The following is a 15,152-nucleotide window of genomic DNA, read 5'->3' as shown; positions in this document are numbered from 1 at the left end:
CACCTCACCGGGACATCCCCGGAGCCCCGGTCGGAAACATCCGGCCGGTTTCGAACGACATAGTCGACAGATCGAGAAGGGAGCCACATCGTGGCCGCCACCCAGGAAGAAATCATCGCCGGTCTCGCCGAGATCATCGAAGAGGTCACCGGCATCGAGCCCTCCGAGGTGACCGTCGAGAAGTCCTTCGTCGACGACCTCGACATCGACTCGCTGTCCATGGTCGAGATCGCCGTCCAGACCGAGGACAAGTACGGCGTGAAGATCCCCGACGAGGATCTCGCCGGTCTCCGCACCGTCGGCGACGCCGTGAACTACATCCAGAAGCTCGAGGCCGCAGGCGTTCAGGCCACGAACGACAACGAATGAGTTCTGCTGTGACCTCCCCTTCTCCTCGGGCACTCCGCAACGTCGTCGTCACCAGCCTCGCGGCCACGACGTCGATCGCCGGCGACGTGGACTCCACCTGGAAGGCACTGCTGGCCGGTGAGAGCGGGATCGGCACCATCGACGGCGGATTCGTCGACGAGTACGACCTGCCGGTGCGCATCGGCGGAACTCTGAAGGTCAGCCCCGACGAGGGCCTGTCCCGCGTGGAGCTCCGTCGGATGAGCTTCGTCGAGCGCCTCGCGCTCACCCTCGGGCGCACCGTCTGGCAGAACGCCGGCAGCCCCGAGGTCGACAAGGACCGTCTCGGTGTGGTCATCGGTACGGGCCTCGGTGGTGGCGAATCGCTCATCGACGCCGTCGACAAGCTCCGTCAGGGCGGGTACCGCAAGGTCTCGCCGTTCGCGGTGCAGATGATCATGCCGAACGGGCCGTCGGCCACCGTCGGGCTCGAACTCGGTGCCCGCGCGGGGGTCATCACCCCGGTCTCGGCGTGCTCGTCCGGATCCGAGGCGATCGCCAACGCGTACCGGATGATCGCCTTCGGCGACGCCGACATCGTCGTCACCGGTGGTGTCGAAGGTCAGCTGGACGCGGTCGCCACCGCGGGCTTCGCGATGATGCGGGCGCTGAGCACCCGCAACGACGACCCGCGCGGTGCGTCGCGCCCGTTCGACAAGGACCGCGACGGTTTCGTCTTCGGCGAGGCCGGCGCGCTGATGGTGCTCGAGAGCGAGGAGCATGCCAAGGCACGCGGATCGACCATCCACGGTCGCATCCTCGGCGCCGGCATCACCTCCGACGGGTACCACATCGTCGCCCCCGATCCGGAAGGCACGGGTGCGGCACGGGCCATGCGGCGGGCGATCGAGACCGCCGGGCTCACCAAGGCCGATATCGGGCACGTCAACGCGCACGCGACGGCCACCCCGATCGGCGACGTGGCCGAAGCCAAGGCCATCAACGCGGCCGTGGGCAACCATGCCGCGATCTACGCCCCCAAGTCCGCGCTCGGTCACTCGATCGGTGCGGTGGGTGCACTCGAAGCAGTACTCACGGTCCTGACGCTGCGTGACGGGGTCATCCCTCCCACGCTGAATCTCGAGAACCAGGATCCAGGGATCGATCTCGACGTGGTCAAGGGCGAACCGCGTTCCGGCCGGATCGATTTCGCGCTGAACAACTCGTTCGGTTTCGGTGGGCACAACGTGGCGCTCGCTTTCGGTCGCGCCTGACCGTCGACGCCTGTCCGCCCCCTGTGGTGGAGGCTCCGCCCGGAGCCTCCACCACAGCCCACCACCACCGCGTCTGCCCGAGGAGTACCCGATGACCATCCTGGATCCAGCCACCCTGCGTGAGACGTCGGTGGACCCCAGAGATCCGTTGGCCCGTCTCGAGAAACTGTTCGACCCGGGCAGCCTGGAGTTGCTGCACAGCCGCGACAAGTCGGGCGTCCTCGCCGCCGTCGGCGACGTCGACGGCATCCGCACGGTCGCGTACTGCTCCGATGCCACCGTCATGGGTGGCGCCATGGGCGTCGAGGGATGCAAGCACATCGTCTCCGCCATCGACTACGCCATCGATCACGAGATCCCCGTGGTGGGCATCTTCCACTCCGGGGGCGCGCGTCTGGCCGAAGGTGTCGAGGCCCTCCACGCCGTCGGCCTGGTCTTCGAGGCCATGGTGCGCGCGTCCGGTCTCGTCCCCCAGATCTCCGTCGTTCTCGGCTTCGCGGCCGGTGGTGCCGCCTACGGCCCGGCCCTGACCGACATCGTCATCATGGCCCCCGAGGGCCGTGTCTTCGTCACCGGCCCGGACGTGGTGCGCAGCGTCACCGGCGAGCAGGTCGACATGGAGTCGCTCGGCGGACCCGACACGCACACCAAGAAGTCCGGTGTCGCCCACATCGCCGCGCACGACGAGACCGACGCTCTGCACCGGGCACGCCGTCTCGTGTCGATGCTTGCCGAACAAGGCGAATTCGACGTCGCCGCAGCGGCACTCGGCGACACCGACCTGCGGGCACTGATGCCCGAGTCGCCGCGACGCGCATACGACGTGCGGCCGATCGTCCACCGGTTGCTCGACAACGTCGACGGCGAGTCCGCCTTCGAGGAGATCCAGGGCGGTTGGGCGCGCAGCATCGTCACCGGTTTCGGTCGTCTCGGCGGCCGCACGGTCGGTGTCATCGCCAACAACCCGCTCCGCCTCGGTGGGTGCCTCAACTCCGAGAGCGCCGAGAAGGCAGCACGATTCGTGCGGATGTGCAATGCCTTCGGCGTTCCGCTCGTCGTGATCGTCGACGTTCCCGGTTACCTTCCCGGCGTGAACCAGGAGTGGGAGGGTGTCGTGCGACGCGGCGCCAAGCTGCTCCACGCGTTCGCCGAGGCGAAGGTTCCCCGCGTCACGCTCGTGACGCGCAAGATCTACGGCGGCGCGTACATCGCGATGAATTCCCGGGCTCTCGGGGCCACCGCCGTCTACGCGTGGCCGGAGTCCGAGGTGGCCGTGATGGGCGCGAAGGCAGCCGTGGGCATCCTCCACAAGAAGGCCCTCGCCGCGGCGTCCGAGGAGGAGCGCGAGGCGCTGCACGATCGGCTCGCCGCGGAGCACGAGGCGATCGCCGGCGGTGTCGGGCGCGCGATGGCCATCGGTGTCGTCGACGAGATGATCGATCCGGCCACCACGCGCAGCACCCTGGCCGCTGCACTCGCTGCCGCCCCTGCGGTTCGCGGACGGCACAAGAACATTCCGCTCTGATACTGCTCTTCCACGGCAGAAGAACACCGGCATCGCTCCGAGGAGCGATGCCGGTGTTCTCGTCTCGGGAAAGCTGTGGGGTGCGTTCCGGTCGTGATTCCGGGGCGGCGACCGCGGTCAGCCGACGTCCCGGCGGAGCCATGTCACCTGGGCGCCTTCGTCGCCGCTGCGGTACGGCTCGAGTTCCTCGTCCCATGCGGTCCCGAGGGCGCGGTGCAGTTCGCTCGTGACGTCGGAAGCGGAGGACAGCAGGGCACGCAGACGCATCTCTCCGACGACGATGTCGCCGTTGGCACTGGTGGCCCCCCGCCACAGGCCCAGTCGGGGGACGTAGCTGAAGCGTTCGCCGTCCACACCCTCGCTGGGGTTCTCGGTGATCTCGAAGCGGAGCATCGGCCACGAGCGCAGCACGTCGGCCAGTCGTGCGGCCGTGCCGACGGGCCCGACCCAATCGACGCAGGTACGCAGTAGGCCCGGGGAGGCGGGCTGACCCGTCCACGCGAGGTCGGGCCGGCAGTCGAGGATGTCGGCCAGCGCCCACTCGATGTGCGGGCACACGGCCGCCGGAGAGGAGTGGACATAGATCACCCCCGCCGTGGCATCCGCGAATTGGTTGGATGCGCGCATACATTCACCTCCGATTCGACCAGGACGTCTTCCCCAACGACCTTCGCCGATCAAGGCTTCTCCATGCGGGCTGCGTACAAGTGTGCCCGTGTGGCGGGTGTTTCGCCAGCGAACCAGAGAGGTTCATGTGAATTCGGTGATGATCCCGTCCCCGAGGGCGGGCCAGAGAGGCTTCGCCCAATCTCCGAACGCACGATCAGTAAGTACCACAGTGGCGACGGAAATTTCGGGATCTACCCAAATGAACGTTCCGGATTGACCGAAATGACCGAAAGTGCGCGGCGAATTCCGCGTGGCGGTCCAATGCGGATTCTTCTCGCCCCGGATCTCGAATCCGAGACCCCAGTCGTTGGGCTTGAACATCCCGTAGCCCGGTACGAGTCCGTTCAGCCCCGGGAACTGCACTGCGGTCGCCTCGGCGACCGTTCCGGGCGAGACCAGAACAGGCGTGAGCAATTCACGCGCGAACAGAGCGAGATCGGCCACCGACGACTGCGCACCGTGGCCGGCCGGACCGGGCAGGGAGGAGGACCGCATGCCGAGCGGCTCGAAGACCGCCTGCCGGAGGTATTCCGGGAACTCGATGTCGGTTTCCGTCTCGACGAGTTCGGCGAGTACCTCGAAGCCCGCGCTCGAGTAGATCCGCTTCCGCTCGGGCTCGGTCTGCACGGTGCGCTCACCGAACGCCAGACCCGAGGCGTGGGCGAGCAGATGCCGCACCGTCGACCCCTCGGGACCCGCGGGCTGATCGAGTTCGATCGCGCCCTCTTCGACGGCCACCAGGACCGCGTACGCCACGAGCGGCTTCGTCACGGACGCGAGCGGGAAGACCTCGTCGAGGTCCCCCCGGGACGCGACCGTTCCGCCGTCGCGGGTCACCACTGCGGCGGCGGAACGGTCGACGGGCCAGTCGCTGATCGGATCGAGGCTGTGCACGCGATCAGCCTACGAGACGACCCGACGGGGCGAGGTCACCGGTCGGCGCCGGTCACCAATCGGCTTCGGTGTACCGGATGACGCCGCGGATGTTCCTGCCCTCGAGCATGTCCCGGTATCCGTCGTTGACCTGCTCGAGGGTGTAGGTGCGCGTGACCATGTCGGCCAGGTTCAGCTGACCGGACTTGTACAGGTCGAGCAGGTTCGGGATGTCCACCCGCGCGTTGCAGCCACCGAATATGTTGCCCTTGAGCTCCTTCTGGAGCATCGAGAACATGAAGGCGTTCAGCTTGACGTCCATGTCCGCCATATGACCCATGGCGGTGACGACGCACGTCCCGCCCTTGCCGGTGATGGTGAGCGAGGGATCGACGTACTCTCCCTTCATCTCCCCCACGGTGATGATCGTCTTGTGGCACATGCGTCCCCACGTGATCTCCATGATGGGCACGATGGCCTCCTCGATGGAGGCGAAGGTGTGCGTGGCACCGAACTTCATCGCCTGCTCGCGCTTCCACGGCACCGGATCGATGGCGAAGACGTAACGTGCACCGGACGCGACCGCACCCTGCAGTGCGCTCATGCCCACGCCGCCGACCCCGATGACGGCCACGAAGTCCCCCGCCTTCACGTCGGCGACGTGCGTGGCCGAACCCCAGCCGGTGGGCACGCCGCACCCCACGAGTGCCGCGAGCTCGAAGGGAACGTCCTTGTCGATCTTGACCACCTGGGTCTCGTGGACGGTCATGTACGGCGCGAACGTCCCCAGCAGCACCATCGGGATCACGGGCTTGCCCTGCGCATGGACGCGGTTGGTCCCGTCGGCGATGGCCAGGCCGCTGAGCAGTCCGGCACCGAGATCACAGAGATTGGACTGCCCCATCACACAGGACGGACACCGGCCGCAGGCCGGCACGAACGAGAGCACCACGTGGTCGCCCACCTCGAGACCGGTGACCCCGTCGCCGACCTTGGTGATGACACCTGCACCCTCGTGACCACCCATCACCGGATAGGCCGGCATCGGCGTGGCACCCGTGACGATGTGATGGTCGGAATGGCACATGCCGGCGGCTTCCATGCGGATCTGCACTTCACCCGCGACGGGGTCGCCGAGCTCGATCTCCTCGACCGACCACGGTTCGTCGATGCCCCACAGCACTGCACCCTTGGTCTTCATCTGGCTCGCCTCCATCGCATTGCCGGTTGTGCACGTGACGATAGCCACAATCGCACAGAATTGAAACAGGTTCTACTCACTGTCCCGGTCACCGCCGAACCCGATTCCGCCGGAACGCAGTCGTGGGGCTACCGGGAGGACGATCTGCGCACGGCGTGGCCGATCCTCGCCGAGTCGATGGGCGCCGAGGCCCGATCCCGCACCGGGACACCGCTTCGGCTCGTCACCGATCGGCACGGGCGATCGCGGCGAGGCGCGTCGCGAGCCGGTCCGCGGCCGCCCGAAGCTCCGATGGCTCGAGGACGACCGCTTCGAAACCCATTCGCGCGACATGCATCACGATCCAGTCCGGGTCGTCCGCGCCGACGACGAGCACGCACCATCCGTCCTCGTCCTCCTCGACCCGCCCGACCTGCGGCGGCACCATGTCGCGCACCCGGTCGGCGTCCGCCCGTAGTCGGATCCGCGCGATGTACCGGTAGGGCGACTCCGTCACCGACCGCTGGACGTAGGCCACCGGATCGGGATGCTGCCGCGGCCGGAACCGCCACGTCGTGGGCGTCACCTCGCGCATCCGGTCGAGCCGGAAGGTACGCCAGTCGTCGCGGTCGACGTCCCAGGCCATGAGGTACCAGCGTTGTCCCGCTGCGACCATCCGCACCGGTTCCACCGTGCGCTCGTCGTCCGCATCCAGGCGGGTGGTGTACCGGAACCGCACGCGGGTCGCGTCGCGGCAGGCGCGGGCCAGCACCATCAGCATGTCGGCGTCGATCTCCGTACCCGCGCCGACGACGGTCTCGGTGGCGCCGTAGATCGCCCGCACCTTCTCGCGCAGGCGCGGTGGCATCACCTGGTCGAGTGTGGCCAGGGCGCGCAGCGCCGCCTCGGCGGCTCCGGCGATCGTGCTGCCCGACGCCAGTCGCAACGACACCGCCGTGGCGATCGCCTCGTCGTCGTGCAGGAGCAGCGGCGGCAACCTCGTGCCGGCTCCGAGCTGATAGCCGCCCCCGACTCCGGGAGACGCGCGCACGGGATAGCCGAGGGCACGCAGACGATCGACGTCGCGACGCACCGAGCGATCGGTCACACCGAGCTCCGCGGCGAGTTCGACGGCGGTCCAGGACGGGCGGCTCTGCAGCAGTGCCAGCATCCGCAGGACCCGTTCGGTGGTCGACTCGACGGTCATACGACGATGGTCGCACGGATCACGGACCGACCCTGTCCGCAATATGCGTCAACCTGTAGCCATGACGGAACTCGCCTGGAACCACCTCTTGCGACAGCAACTCGACTATCCGGTCCGCCGCCGTCTCGACGGCCTGACCGACGACGAATACTTCTTCGAGCCCGCCCCGGGCTGCTGGAGTGTGCGGCCACGCGGGACGAGTACCGCTCCCGTGCAGGGCGGAGCCGGGGCGATGACCATCGACTTCGCCTTCCCCGAACCCGATCCGCCGCCGTTCACGACCATCGCGTGGCGACTCGGGCACGTACTCGTCGGCGTGCTGGCGATGCGCAATGCGAGCCACTTCGGGCGCACCCCCACCGACTACACGACGTTCGAGTACGCAGCGACCGCCGACGAGGCCCTGGCCCAGCTCGATGCCGAACTCTCGACGTGGATCGCAGGCGTCGAATCACTCGGGGAAGACGGACTCGCCCGGCCGTGCGGTGAGGCGGAAGGACCGTACGCGCAGTACCCGATGGGCATGCTGGTCCTGCACATCAACCGCGAACTCATCCACCATCTGTCCGAGGTCTGCCTCCTGCGGGACCTGTACCTGCATTCCCGTAGCCGAGCCCGACAGGAGACGAGCTGACATGGCCCGCGATATCCAGATCACGTTCGACTGCGCCGATCCCGGAGCCCTCGCGGAGTTCTGGGCCGATGCCCTCGGTTACGAGATACAGAAGCCGCCCGGCAATTTCGTCTCGTGGGACGACGCACTCGACGCGATGGGAGTACCGCTCGACCGACGCAACGACGCGTCGGCGGTCGTCGATCCGGACGAGGCAGGTCCCCGGTTGTTCTTCCAGAAGGTGCCCGAGGGCAAGCAGGCCAAGAACCGGGTGCACCTCGATGTGCGTGCCGCTCCCGGACTCGACGGCGCCGAGCGCATGGCCGCCCTGGAAGCCGAGGCCGAGCGGCTCGTCGCGCGCGGTGCCACGCGCCGGGAGCGCCACGACCCGGCGCCACCGTTCGGGGCCGGCCACATCGTCATGGCCGACCCCGAGGGCAACGAGTTCTGCCTCGACTGAACCTCGCCTGGGTCAGGCCGGCTCGGAGACCCAGTGGACGAGCTGCCAGATGATCCCGTTGGGATCGGCGAACTGGCAGTACCGCTCGCCCCACGGCTCGGTCTCCGGCTCGGTCACCACCGTCGCACCGGATTCCGCGATGCGCGCGAACTCGGTGTCGACGTCGTCGACGACGAAGGCGATGAGCATGCCCTGCCCGGCCGGTCCGGCGACGGATTCCGGCTTGAAGGTCGACAACCCGGTACGCAGGAACACGATGTTGAATCCTGCGTGCGGGTGAGTCAACGAGACGAACCCGTCGGCCGACATCTCCTCGGTGAAACCGAAGTGCCGGATGGCGAAATCGGCCGATGCGGCCGTGTCGGCGACGTTGAGCGACAGTGCTGTGGAGTTGATTTTCACAAGACCTCCCGGGACAGAAACTTCGTACGTTGTATAGAGTACTCGTGAGGACGAGATTCCGGGAGGTATCGATGGCACGCGATCTGATCGACCTGCTGTGGCGCGAGCACCCCGAGGCGCCCACCGCCGGTTCACGCGGACCGAGAGCGAAGGTCACCACCACTTCCGCGGTGGACGCTGCCGTCGCCGTCGCCGATGCGGAAGGCCTCGAGGCCGTGACGATCCGCCGCCTCGCAACCGACCTGGGGATCTCCGCGATGGCCCTCTACACCCATGTCGGATCACGCGACGATCTTCTCGTCCTCATGGTGGACCGAGTCCACGCCCGACAACCCCGCCCGCCCTACACGTCGTCGTGGCGGGACCGGATACGGCAGGTCGCCGAAGCGGAACTCGAGCACTATGCCGCGCACTGGTGGCTGCTGGACGTCGACGACCAACGCACAGCCCTCGGCCCCGGCACGATCGCGAAGTACGACCACGAACTCCACGCCTTCGACGGAACATCCCTCGTCGATATCGATCGCGATGCGGCACTCACCTTCGTCGCGGACTTCGTGCGCGGTGCGGCGCGAGCACGACGTCCCGATCCGCACGCGGCCGACATGGGCGAGGCGTGGGCCAGGTGGAACGAGCGATTGGCTCACTATCTGGGCGACACCCATCCTCTCGCGCAGCGGGTGGGAGCGGCGGCCGGAGCGGAGATGAACGCCGCCTACAGCCCGCACCACGCGTGGGAGTTCGGGCTGCAGCGCGTCCTCGACGGACTCGAACCGCTTGTCTCCGTATCGGGATCGAAGCGCGAGGACCGGCCCGTCCGGACATGAGCCCCCCTGATCCCACCGAGCACTCCCCACCGGCAACGATGCGCCTCCCGACCGCGCAGCACCCCGCTGCCCGCTGCGAGGCCCACAAAGTTTGCATACGAAACAGTCGGGTATGTGGCCTTCAGCAGGCCCGACAGTCGGGGCCGCAAGGAGGTACACGATCATGGTCGACTCATCCGGCCGCCGCGCCGAATCCCCGGTGGTGCTGCCCTCCGAAGTACGCGGGCAGTTGTCACTGTTCGACCGTTTCGCCACACGTGCCGACGTTCTGGTCTCCCGAGCCGCGTTCTTCGCCTTCTGCGTGCTGTTGGTACTGGTCTGGGCGCCGTCGTTTCTGTTGCTCGACAACATCGACACCTGGCAGCTGATCATCAATACCGTGACCACCATCGTCACGTTCCTGTTGGTCGCTCTGTTGCAGAACACCCAGAAACGGTCCGACGATGCGATCCAGCACAAACTCAACGCGATCGCCGACGGCTTGGCCGACCTGATGGCACAGCTGTCCCGTGAGCACCCCGGCCTGCAGATCGATTGCGAGGAACTACGCGCGGCCGTCGGACTCGAGCATCGTGAAGGCTCCTGAGCCGTTCCGCTTTCCGGTCCGGCCGGCCGGGCACATCAGGGTACGCCGGGCACGGTGATCGTCGGGTCTCGGCGGCACACGGTGCGGCCTGACCACCCACCCGGTGCCTCACCTCGCAGTTGCCAGGATTTCACCTCCGTTTTCACCATCGGAACGTCCGTTTCCCGCCGGGACGGTCGTTCCCGAGCGGTGATACTTGTCCGTGGTGGTCCACGATCCCCGACCTGTGGGTCACCGGACGGCCCGCCTCGAGCCCGAGGCGGGCCGTCGAATCCCGCTCGGCGCACTCCGTTACCGCACTGCCTGGTCGGCCGTCCCGATCGCGGATCTCCAACTTTCGATGGATGAACGAACTCAACCAATGCGCGATGTCCGCACCCCCCGTTCTCCGCGAAGCTGGATACATGTTCCTCAGTCTCCGAGATCTCCGTTTCGCCAAAGGCCGTTTCACGCTGATGGCTTCAGCCTTGTTCCTCATTTCGTTGATGGTGGTCATGCTGTCCGGTCTGACCTCGGGACTGGGCAATCAGTCCATCGCCGCGATCGAGAAGATCGATGCCGACCACGTCGCCTTCGGCACTCCGGCCGAGGGCCGAGCGGTTTCGTTCGGCGAGTCGACCGTGACGATGCGCCAACAGGCGGAACTGGCCGGTGCCGACGGTGTCGACGCTGCCGCGATCATCGGGATCGCCCCCGTCCGGATCAGCGCCGACGGACGAGAGGTCGCCGCTTCCGCGTTCGGTGTCGACGGGCGGTCCTTCGCATCCCCGGTTCCACTCGACTCCGGCTCGGTCGCCGTCGACACCGACCTCGCGAGCAGCAACGAGTGGACGACCGGAACTCGGATCTCGCTGGGCGGCAACATATTCACCATCCGCGCTCTGGTCGACGACTCGTTCTACAGTCACCAGCCCGTGGTCTGGATGGAGCACGACGCATGGCAGTCGCTGCCGTCGGCCGGTGGTAGCGAGGGCACCGTCGTGGCGTTGCGCACCTCCGGCGATTTCGATGCCGATTCCGTCGGTGCTGCGACCGGAACGGTCGTCACCGACGACGACGGCGCGTTGAACGCCATCGGCTCGTACACCTCCGAGCGGGGTTCGCTCCTGCTGATGCAGACCATGCTGATGATCGTCAGCGCCCTGGTGGTCGGCGCCTTCTTCACCGTGTGGACGATCCAGCGCAGCCAGGACCTCGCCGTACTCAAAGCCGTCGGTGCATCCACCCGTTATCTGCTCCGGGATGCCCTCGGCCAGAGCCTGATCGTGCTCGTGCTGGGGGCCGGGCTCGGTACCGTGGCCGCACTCGGCCTCGGACTCGTTGCCGCACAGGTCGTCCCGTTCTCCCTCTCGATCTCGACCACCGTGGTTCCGTTCCTCGTCCTCGTGGCCACGGGCATGATCGGCGCGGCCGCCTCCCTGGCCCGTATCGCCAAGGTCGACCCCCTCACCGCGCTCGCAACCGCCCGATGAGCCACTCCACGAACCCGAAGGACTCCGATATGAGCATCTCCTTACGCGACATCGTCCTCACATACCCCGACGGCGACGAGCGCCGACGCGTCCTCGACGAGGTGGATCTCGAGGTCCGGCGCGGCGAGTTCGTCGCCGTGACCGGTCCGTCCGGGTCCGGTAAGTCGAGCGTGCTCGCCGTCGCCGGCCTGCTCATCACCCCCGACGCCGGCCGCGTCGTCATCGACGGCAGCGACATGACGGGACTGGGTCGCGACGAGCGCACCACCGTACGGCGCGACAAACTCGGATTCGTGTTCCAACAGTCGAATCTGCTGCCGTCGCTGACCGCCGTCGAACAACTGCAGATGATGACCCACCTCGCCGGCGGATCGGTTCGCGAGAACAGCGCGCGCGCCAGGGATCTGTTGTGCTCGCTGGGTCTCGAGGAACATCTGGATCGGCGTCCCCACCAACTGTCGGGAGGTCAACGGCAACGGGTCGCCATCGCCCGCGGTCTGATGAACGATCCTTCGGTACTGCTGGTCGACGAGCCCACCTCGGCGCTCGACGAGGAACGCAGCCGGGAGGTCGTGACCCTGCTCGCCGATCTCAGCCGGGACCGCGACGTTGCGATCGTGATGGTCACCCACGACCTGAACCAACTCGCTCTCGTCGATCGCGCCTACCGGATGCGTAACGGAGCCCTGTTTCCCTCCTCCGATCTTCCGACGGACGGCTCGGGGTATGGGCGAAGGTTCTCGACATCGTCCACATCGTGAACGTCTGCGCGGTCGGTTGCCCGGAACGATCCGGGGAACTCTGCCCCCGCAGCGCGGTCACCGGCTGCCGCGGCACCTTTGCTCCGCGGTAGGGCGGCACGCGGTGGCCCATGCCGGTCGACATTCCTCACCTCCGGCCGGCATCGGCCTGGAGGACAGCGAGCATCAACGCGCACAACTCGTCCTCGAACATATCCAGGTCGCGCCACACTCCCGCAACCTGGTCGCGTTCCCAGGACGCCAGCGCGGACACCACGAATCGCGCAGCCAGCGCCACGCGAGCGTTGCGCTGTTCCGGGGGTAGATGCCCGAGTTCGGAAGCCAGATCGGAGAAGAGCTCCTTCAGTCCTTCCAGTCCGGGGATCGCAGGATAGGCCGGGTCGTCGGGAAGCAGGGGCTGCGGGGAGGCGACGAAGTCGCTGCGGATACCCGCCAACCACTGTTCGTTGAACCGGGCCCAATAGGAGGGGTTGCGGGCGGCAACTTCCCGGACGAACGGGCGCACATAGGCTTCCACCAGCGCGGGCAGGCGGTCCTGTGCGTGTTTCGCGGTCTCGTGCAGCTTCCGGGCGGACCCGTCTCCGGCAGCGCGGGTGGCCCACAGGTCGATCAGCAGTCCGTGCCAGGATCCGAAGTGGTACTTCACCGCGTCGTTGTTGCGCTGACCGGCTTCCCGGATCACCTCGCGAACCGAGACACCGGCCAGGCCACGCTCGGCGACCAGACGTTCGGCGGCGTCGAGAAGTGCCTCTCGGGTACTGGGTGCAGGCATGGACGTGAGCATACGAGAGTGCTACCTTCCCCGATTAGGTCATTTGACCTAATCTCGTGATCGGTTCAGGAGGAGCACGATGCGCACCGATTCCCCCCGGCGAATCTCCTTACTCGCAGCCCTTACGGCGGCAAGCCTGCTGACGGCCTGCGGTTCCGCCGCCGAACAGGATCCGGTCACCGACGGCCGCGAACACGGAGCTCTGCTGACGAGCCGATCACTCTCGGGGCCTCCGAAACTGCCCGGCGCCGGGCGCAGCGAACAGATCACCTACCTGTCCCAGGGGCCGATGGGCCAGGACGTCGTCGTGTCCGGCTCGGTATCCGTACCTGCGGGCGAGGTTCCGGAAGGCGGATGGCCGGTGATCAGCTGGGCGCACGGCACCACGGGTGTCGCAGACGCCTGCGCGCCGTCTTCGGGCTCGGTACCCGGGTCGGACGGTGAATACCTGAGATATGTCGACGAGACCCTCGATCGTTTCGTACGGGCCGGCTACGCAGTCGCCCAAACCGACTATGCGGGACTCGGAACGCCGGGGGTCCACCCGTACATCAACGGCGATTCCGAGGCGGCGGCCGTCACCGACATCGTGCGCGCAGCACGCCGACTGGATCCCGATATCGGCACGGTCTGGTACGCCGCGGGACACAGCCAAGGCGGGCACGCAGCATTGTTCGCCGCAGATCGCGGACCCGATCTGGCACCCGAACTCGACTTGCGGGGAGCGGTGTCGATCGCACCGGGAAACAACCTCGGCGACACCGTCGAATACTTCGCAGCCGGAGGTCCCGAGTCGCGTGCCGTCCTCGGTTACCTACCGCTGATCCTGCTCGGCGCCCATGCGGCCGACGAGGAGTTGAGTCCCTACGATTACGTCACCGAGAAGATGACACCTCTGCTCGATGCCGCGAAGGGCGGCTGCACCGACATCCTCTGGGAACTCGCGGAATCGGTACCGCTGGACGAGGTGATCCGACCCGACGCAGACTTCGCGCCGCTGGTCTCCTATCTGAACGAGCAGAACCCCGATCGACTCAGCCCCCGCGTGCCGACACTGATCCTGCAGGGCGGCGGCGACACCGCCGTGACCGAACCGGGTTCTGCAGCATTGGTCGAATCACTGTGCGCCGGCGGTTCGCCCGTCGGTTACACCGTCTACGACGGACTCGAACATGTACCGACCGTTCCTGCTGCCGCGTCGGATGCCCTCGCCTTCTTCGACGCTCTCGGAGAAGGTCGGTCCCCTCTCCAGCCCTGCGACCGCTGAGATACCGGCGCGGACGGCCCTCGGCGTATCGGAGCGCGTGGCGGCGTCGTCCTGGCCACAGGCGGTTTCCAAGCCGACCCGGCCATGGTGCGCGACTGTCTGCGGGTCGAAGAGCACGTCCTGTGGGGATCACCTGCCGCCACCGGCGACGGTCACAAGATGGCGCAAGCAGTCCGCGCCGATCTGTGGCACATGGGAAACATGATGACCATCACCGGTGTTCGCGGAGACGACAGTCAGGGCCACTACCTCGCGTTGTGGAATGCACACAACTATCTGTGGGTGGGCGACGACGGCCGCCGATTCATGGACGAGACCGCCGATCCGTTCCACGGACACATCCCGCGCGCAGGATCCTACGAGCTGTTCCCCCTCCGGCCCTTCTACTTGATCTTCGACGAGCAGATGCGCACGGCCGGACCTCTGAGTCCGGCACCCGACATCCTGCCGGTCGGATGGAATCTCCTCATGAACGGATCCCTCTGGAGCACCGACAACAGCACAGAGATCGAGAAGGGCTGGATCGAACGTGCGGACTCGCCGGCCGAACCGGCCGACCTGATCGGGGTGGACGCCGACACGCTGGAACATACCGTCGCCCGCTACAACGCTGCGTGCGCGAGTGGACGCGACGAGCACTTCGGGCGGATTCCGGAGAAACTCGGGCCTGTGATCGAGGCTCCGTTCCATGCCCTGCGGATCACTCCGTTGCTGGGGTGGGCCAACGGCGGACCCCGACGCGACGGGCGAGCGCGTGTTCTCGACACTCGGGGCGAGGTGATCGACGGTCTCTATGCCGCAGGTGAAATCAGTTCCACCTACAGCTGGCGGAAGGACGGCGGGTTCCACATCGGGGACGCCCTGGCGTTCGGTCGTGTCGCGGGACGCGATGCCGCCACCCGGGCCTGACCGTCGG

Annotated in this window: 16 protein-coding genes and 1 pseudogene; 11 read left to right on the top strand and 6 right to left on the bottom strand. The window is 67.1% G+C overall.

From position 1 onward, the window contains the following. Nucleotides 1–90 precede the first annotated feature (90 nt). The 3 genes from acpM to A8G18_RS12440 all read left to right on the top strand — a co-directional run bounded on the left by acpM (nucleotide 91) and on the right by A8G18_RS12440 (nucleotide 3,147). Nucleotides 91–369, top strand: coding sequence for a meromycolate extension acyl carrier protein AcpM (gene acpM, locus A8G18_RS12450; protein WP_016691373.1), 279 nt, complete (start codon nucleotides 91–93; stop codon nucleotides 367–369). Then, nucleotides 366–1,622, top strand: a complete 1,257-nt coding sequence (locus A8G18_RS12445; RefSeq protein ID WP_167352092.1) for a KasA/KasB family beta-ketoacyl-ACP synthase — start codon at nucleotides 366–368, stop codon at nucleotides 1,620–1,622. Before acpM ends, A8G18_RS12445 begins: the two co-directional genes overlap by 4 nt. 91 nt (nucleotides 1,623–1,713) lie before the next feature. Then, entirely contained in the window at nucleotides 1,714–3,147 is a 1,434-nt protein-coding gene (locus A8G18_RS12440) for an acyl-CoA carboxylase subunit beta (RefSeq protein WP_016933195.1), read from the top strand. Between the two features lie 117 nt (nucleotides 3,148–3,264). Here A8G18_RS12440 and A8G18_RS12435 read toward each other — a convergent pair whose 3' ends face one another. From A8G18_RS12435 to A8G18_RS12420, 4 genes are all read right to left on the bottom strand, one after another. Next, complete coding sequence (locus tag A8G18_RS12435; protein ID WP_016933194.1) at nucleotides 3,265–3,774, bottom strand: DUF3145 domain-containing protein; 510 nt, start codon at nucleotides 3,772–3,774, stop codon at nucleotides 3,265–3,267. A gap of 123 nt (nucleotides 3,775–3,897) precedes the next feature. Then, on the bottom strand, nucleotides 3,898–4,710 hold the full coding sequence (locus tag A8G18_RS12430; RefSeq protein WP_064064124.1) for a serine hydrolase domain-containing protein: 813 nt from the start codon (nucleotides 4,708–4,710) through the stop codon (nucleotides 3,898–3,900). A 52-nt stretch (nucleotides 4,711–4,762) separates the two neighbouring features. Then, the gene (locus A8G18_RS12425) at nucleotides 4,763–5,890 is read right to left on the bottom strand and encodes an NDMA-dependent alcohol dehydrogenase (RefSeq protein ID WP_064064171.1); all 1,128 of its coding nucleotides are present in this window, start codon (nucleotides 5,888–5,890) and stop codon (nucleotides 4,763–4,765) included. A gap of 223 nt (nucleotides 5,891–6,113) precedes the next feature. Then, nucleotides 6,114–7,076 (bottom strand): helix-turn-helix transcriptional regulator, encoded by a 963-nt coding sequence (locus A8G18_RS12420; RefSeq protein ID WP_064064123.1) that lies wholly within the window; start codon nucleotides 7,074–7,076, stop codon nucleotides 6,114–6,116. 61 nt (nucleotides 7,077–7,137) lie between these two features. Here A8G18_RS12420 and A8G18_RS12415 point away from each other — a divergent pair, with 61 nt between their 5' ends. Further along, nucleotides 7,138–7,710 carry a DinB family protein gene (locus tag A8G18_RS12415; protein WP_064064122.1) on the top strand — a complete coding sequence of 191 codons (573 nt, stop codon included), beginning with the start codon at nucleotides 7,138–7,140 and terminating at the stop codon, nucleotides 7,708–7,710. 1 nt (nucleotide 7,711) lies between these two features. Then, nucleotides 7,712–8,149, top strand: coding sequence for a VOC family protein (locus A8G18_RS12410; protein ID WP_064064121.1), 438 nt, complete (start codon nucleotides 7,712–7,714; stop codon nucleotides 8,147–8,149). Nucleotides 8,150–8,161: 12 nt separating this feature from the next. On the opposite strand, the gene A8G18_RS12405 is transcribed toward A8G18_RS12410, so the two are convergent. Further along, nucleotides 8,162–8,551 (bottom strand): VOC family protein, encoded by a 390-nt coding sequence (locus A8G18_RS12405; RefSeq protein WP_016933188.1) that lies wholly within the window; start codon nucleotides 8,549–8,551, stop codon nucleotides 8,162–8,164. Nucleotides 8,552–8,622: 71 nt separating this feature from the next. Here A8G18_RS12405 and A8G18_RS12400 point away from each other — a divergent pair, with 71 nt between their 5' ends. The 4 genes from A8G18_RS12400 (at nucleotide 8,623) to A8G18_RS12385 (ending at nucleotide 12,197) form a co-directional block, all read left to right on the top strand. Further along, nucleotides 8,623–9,378 (top strand): TetR/AcrR family transcriptional regulator, encoded by a 756-nt coding sequence (locus tag A8G18_RS12400; protein ID WP_064064120.1) that lies wholly within the window; start codon nucleotides 8,623–8,625, stop codon nucleotides 9,376–9,378. 163 nt (nucleotides 9,379–9,541) lie between these two features. Beyond that, entirely contained in the window at nucleotides 9,542–9,964 is a 423-nt protein-coding gene (locus A8G18_RS12395; protein WP_064064119.1) for a low affinity iron permease family protein, read from the top strand. Between the two features lie 404 nt (nucleotides 9,965–10,368). After that, a complete protein-coding gene (locus A8G18_RS12390) occupies nucleotides 10,369–11,436 on the top strand; it encodes an ABC transporter permease (protein WP_064064169.1) in 1,068 nt (355 codons plus the stop codon). Nucleotides 11,437–11,465: 29 nt separating this feature from the next. Next, the gene (locus A8G18_RS12385) at nucleotides 11,466–12,197 is read left to right on the top strand and encodes an ABC transporter ATP-binding protein (protein WP_064064170.1); all 732 of its coding nucleotides are present in this window, start codon (nucleotides 11,466–11,468) and stop codon (nucleotides 12,195–12,197) included. A gap of 127 nt (nucleotides 12,198–12,324) precedes the next feature. Here the strand turns inward: A8G18_RS12385 and A8G18_RS12380 are convergent, their stop codons facing one another. After that, a complete protein-coding gene (locus A8G18_RS12380; RefSeq protein WP_064064168.1) occupies nucleotides 12,325–12,969 on the bottom strand; it encodes a TetR/AcrR family transcriptional regulator in 645 nt (214 codons plus the stop codon). Between the two features lie 79 nt (nucleotides 12,970–13,048). On the opposite strand from A8G18_RS12380, the gene A8G18_RS12375 reads away from it, so the two are divergent. Then, nucleotides 13,049–14,236: an alpha/beta hydrolase family protein gene (locus A8G18_RS12375; protein ID WP_064064118.1), complete on the top strand. Its 1,188-nt coding sequence runs from the start codon at nucleotides 13,049–13,051 to the stop codon at nucleotides 14,234–14,236. Between the two features lie 6 nt (nucleotides 14,237–14,242). After that, a pseudogene (locus tag A8G18_RS12370) lies at nucleotides 14,243–15,145 on the top strand (FAD-binding protein); the annotation flags it as partial. Nucleotides 15,146–15,152: the final 7 nt, after the last annotated feature.

The sequence above is a fragment of the Rhodococcus gordoniae genome, from assembly GCF_001646655.1.
In the GTDB taxonomy this organism is placed as follows: Bacteria; Actinomycetota; Actinomycetes; order Mycobacteriales; family Mycobacteriaceae; genus Rhodococcus; species Rhodococcus gordoniae.
The sequence above is the reverse complement of the archived record's forward strand: the minus strand, read 5'-3'. Positions and strand labels throughout refer to the sequence as shown.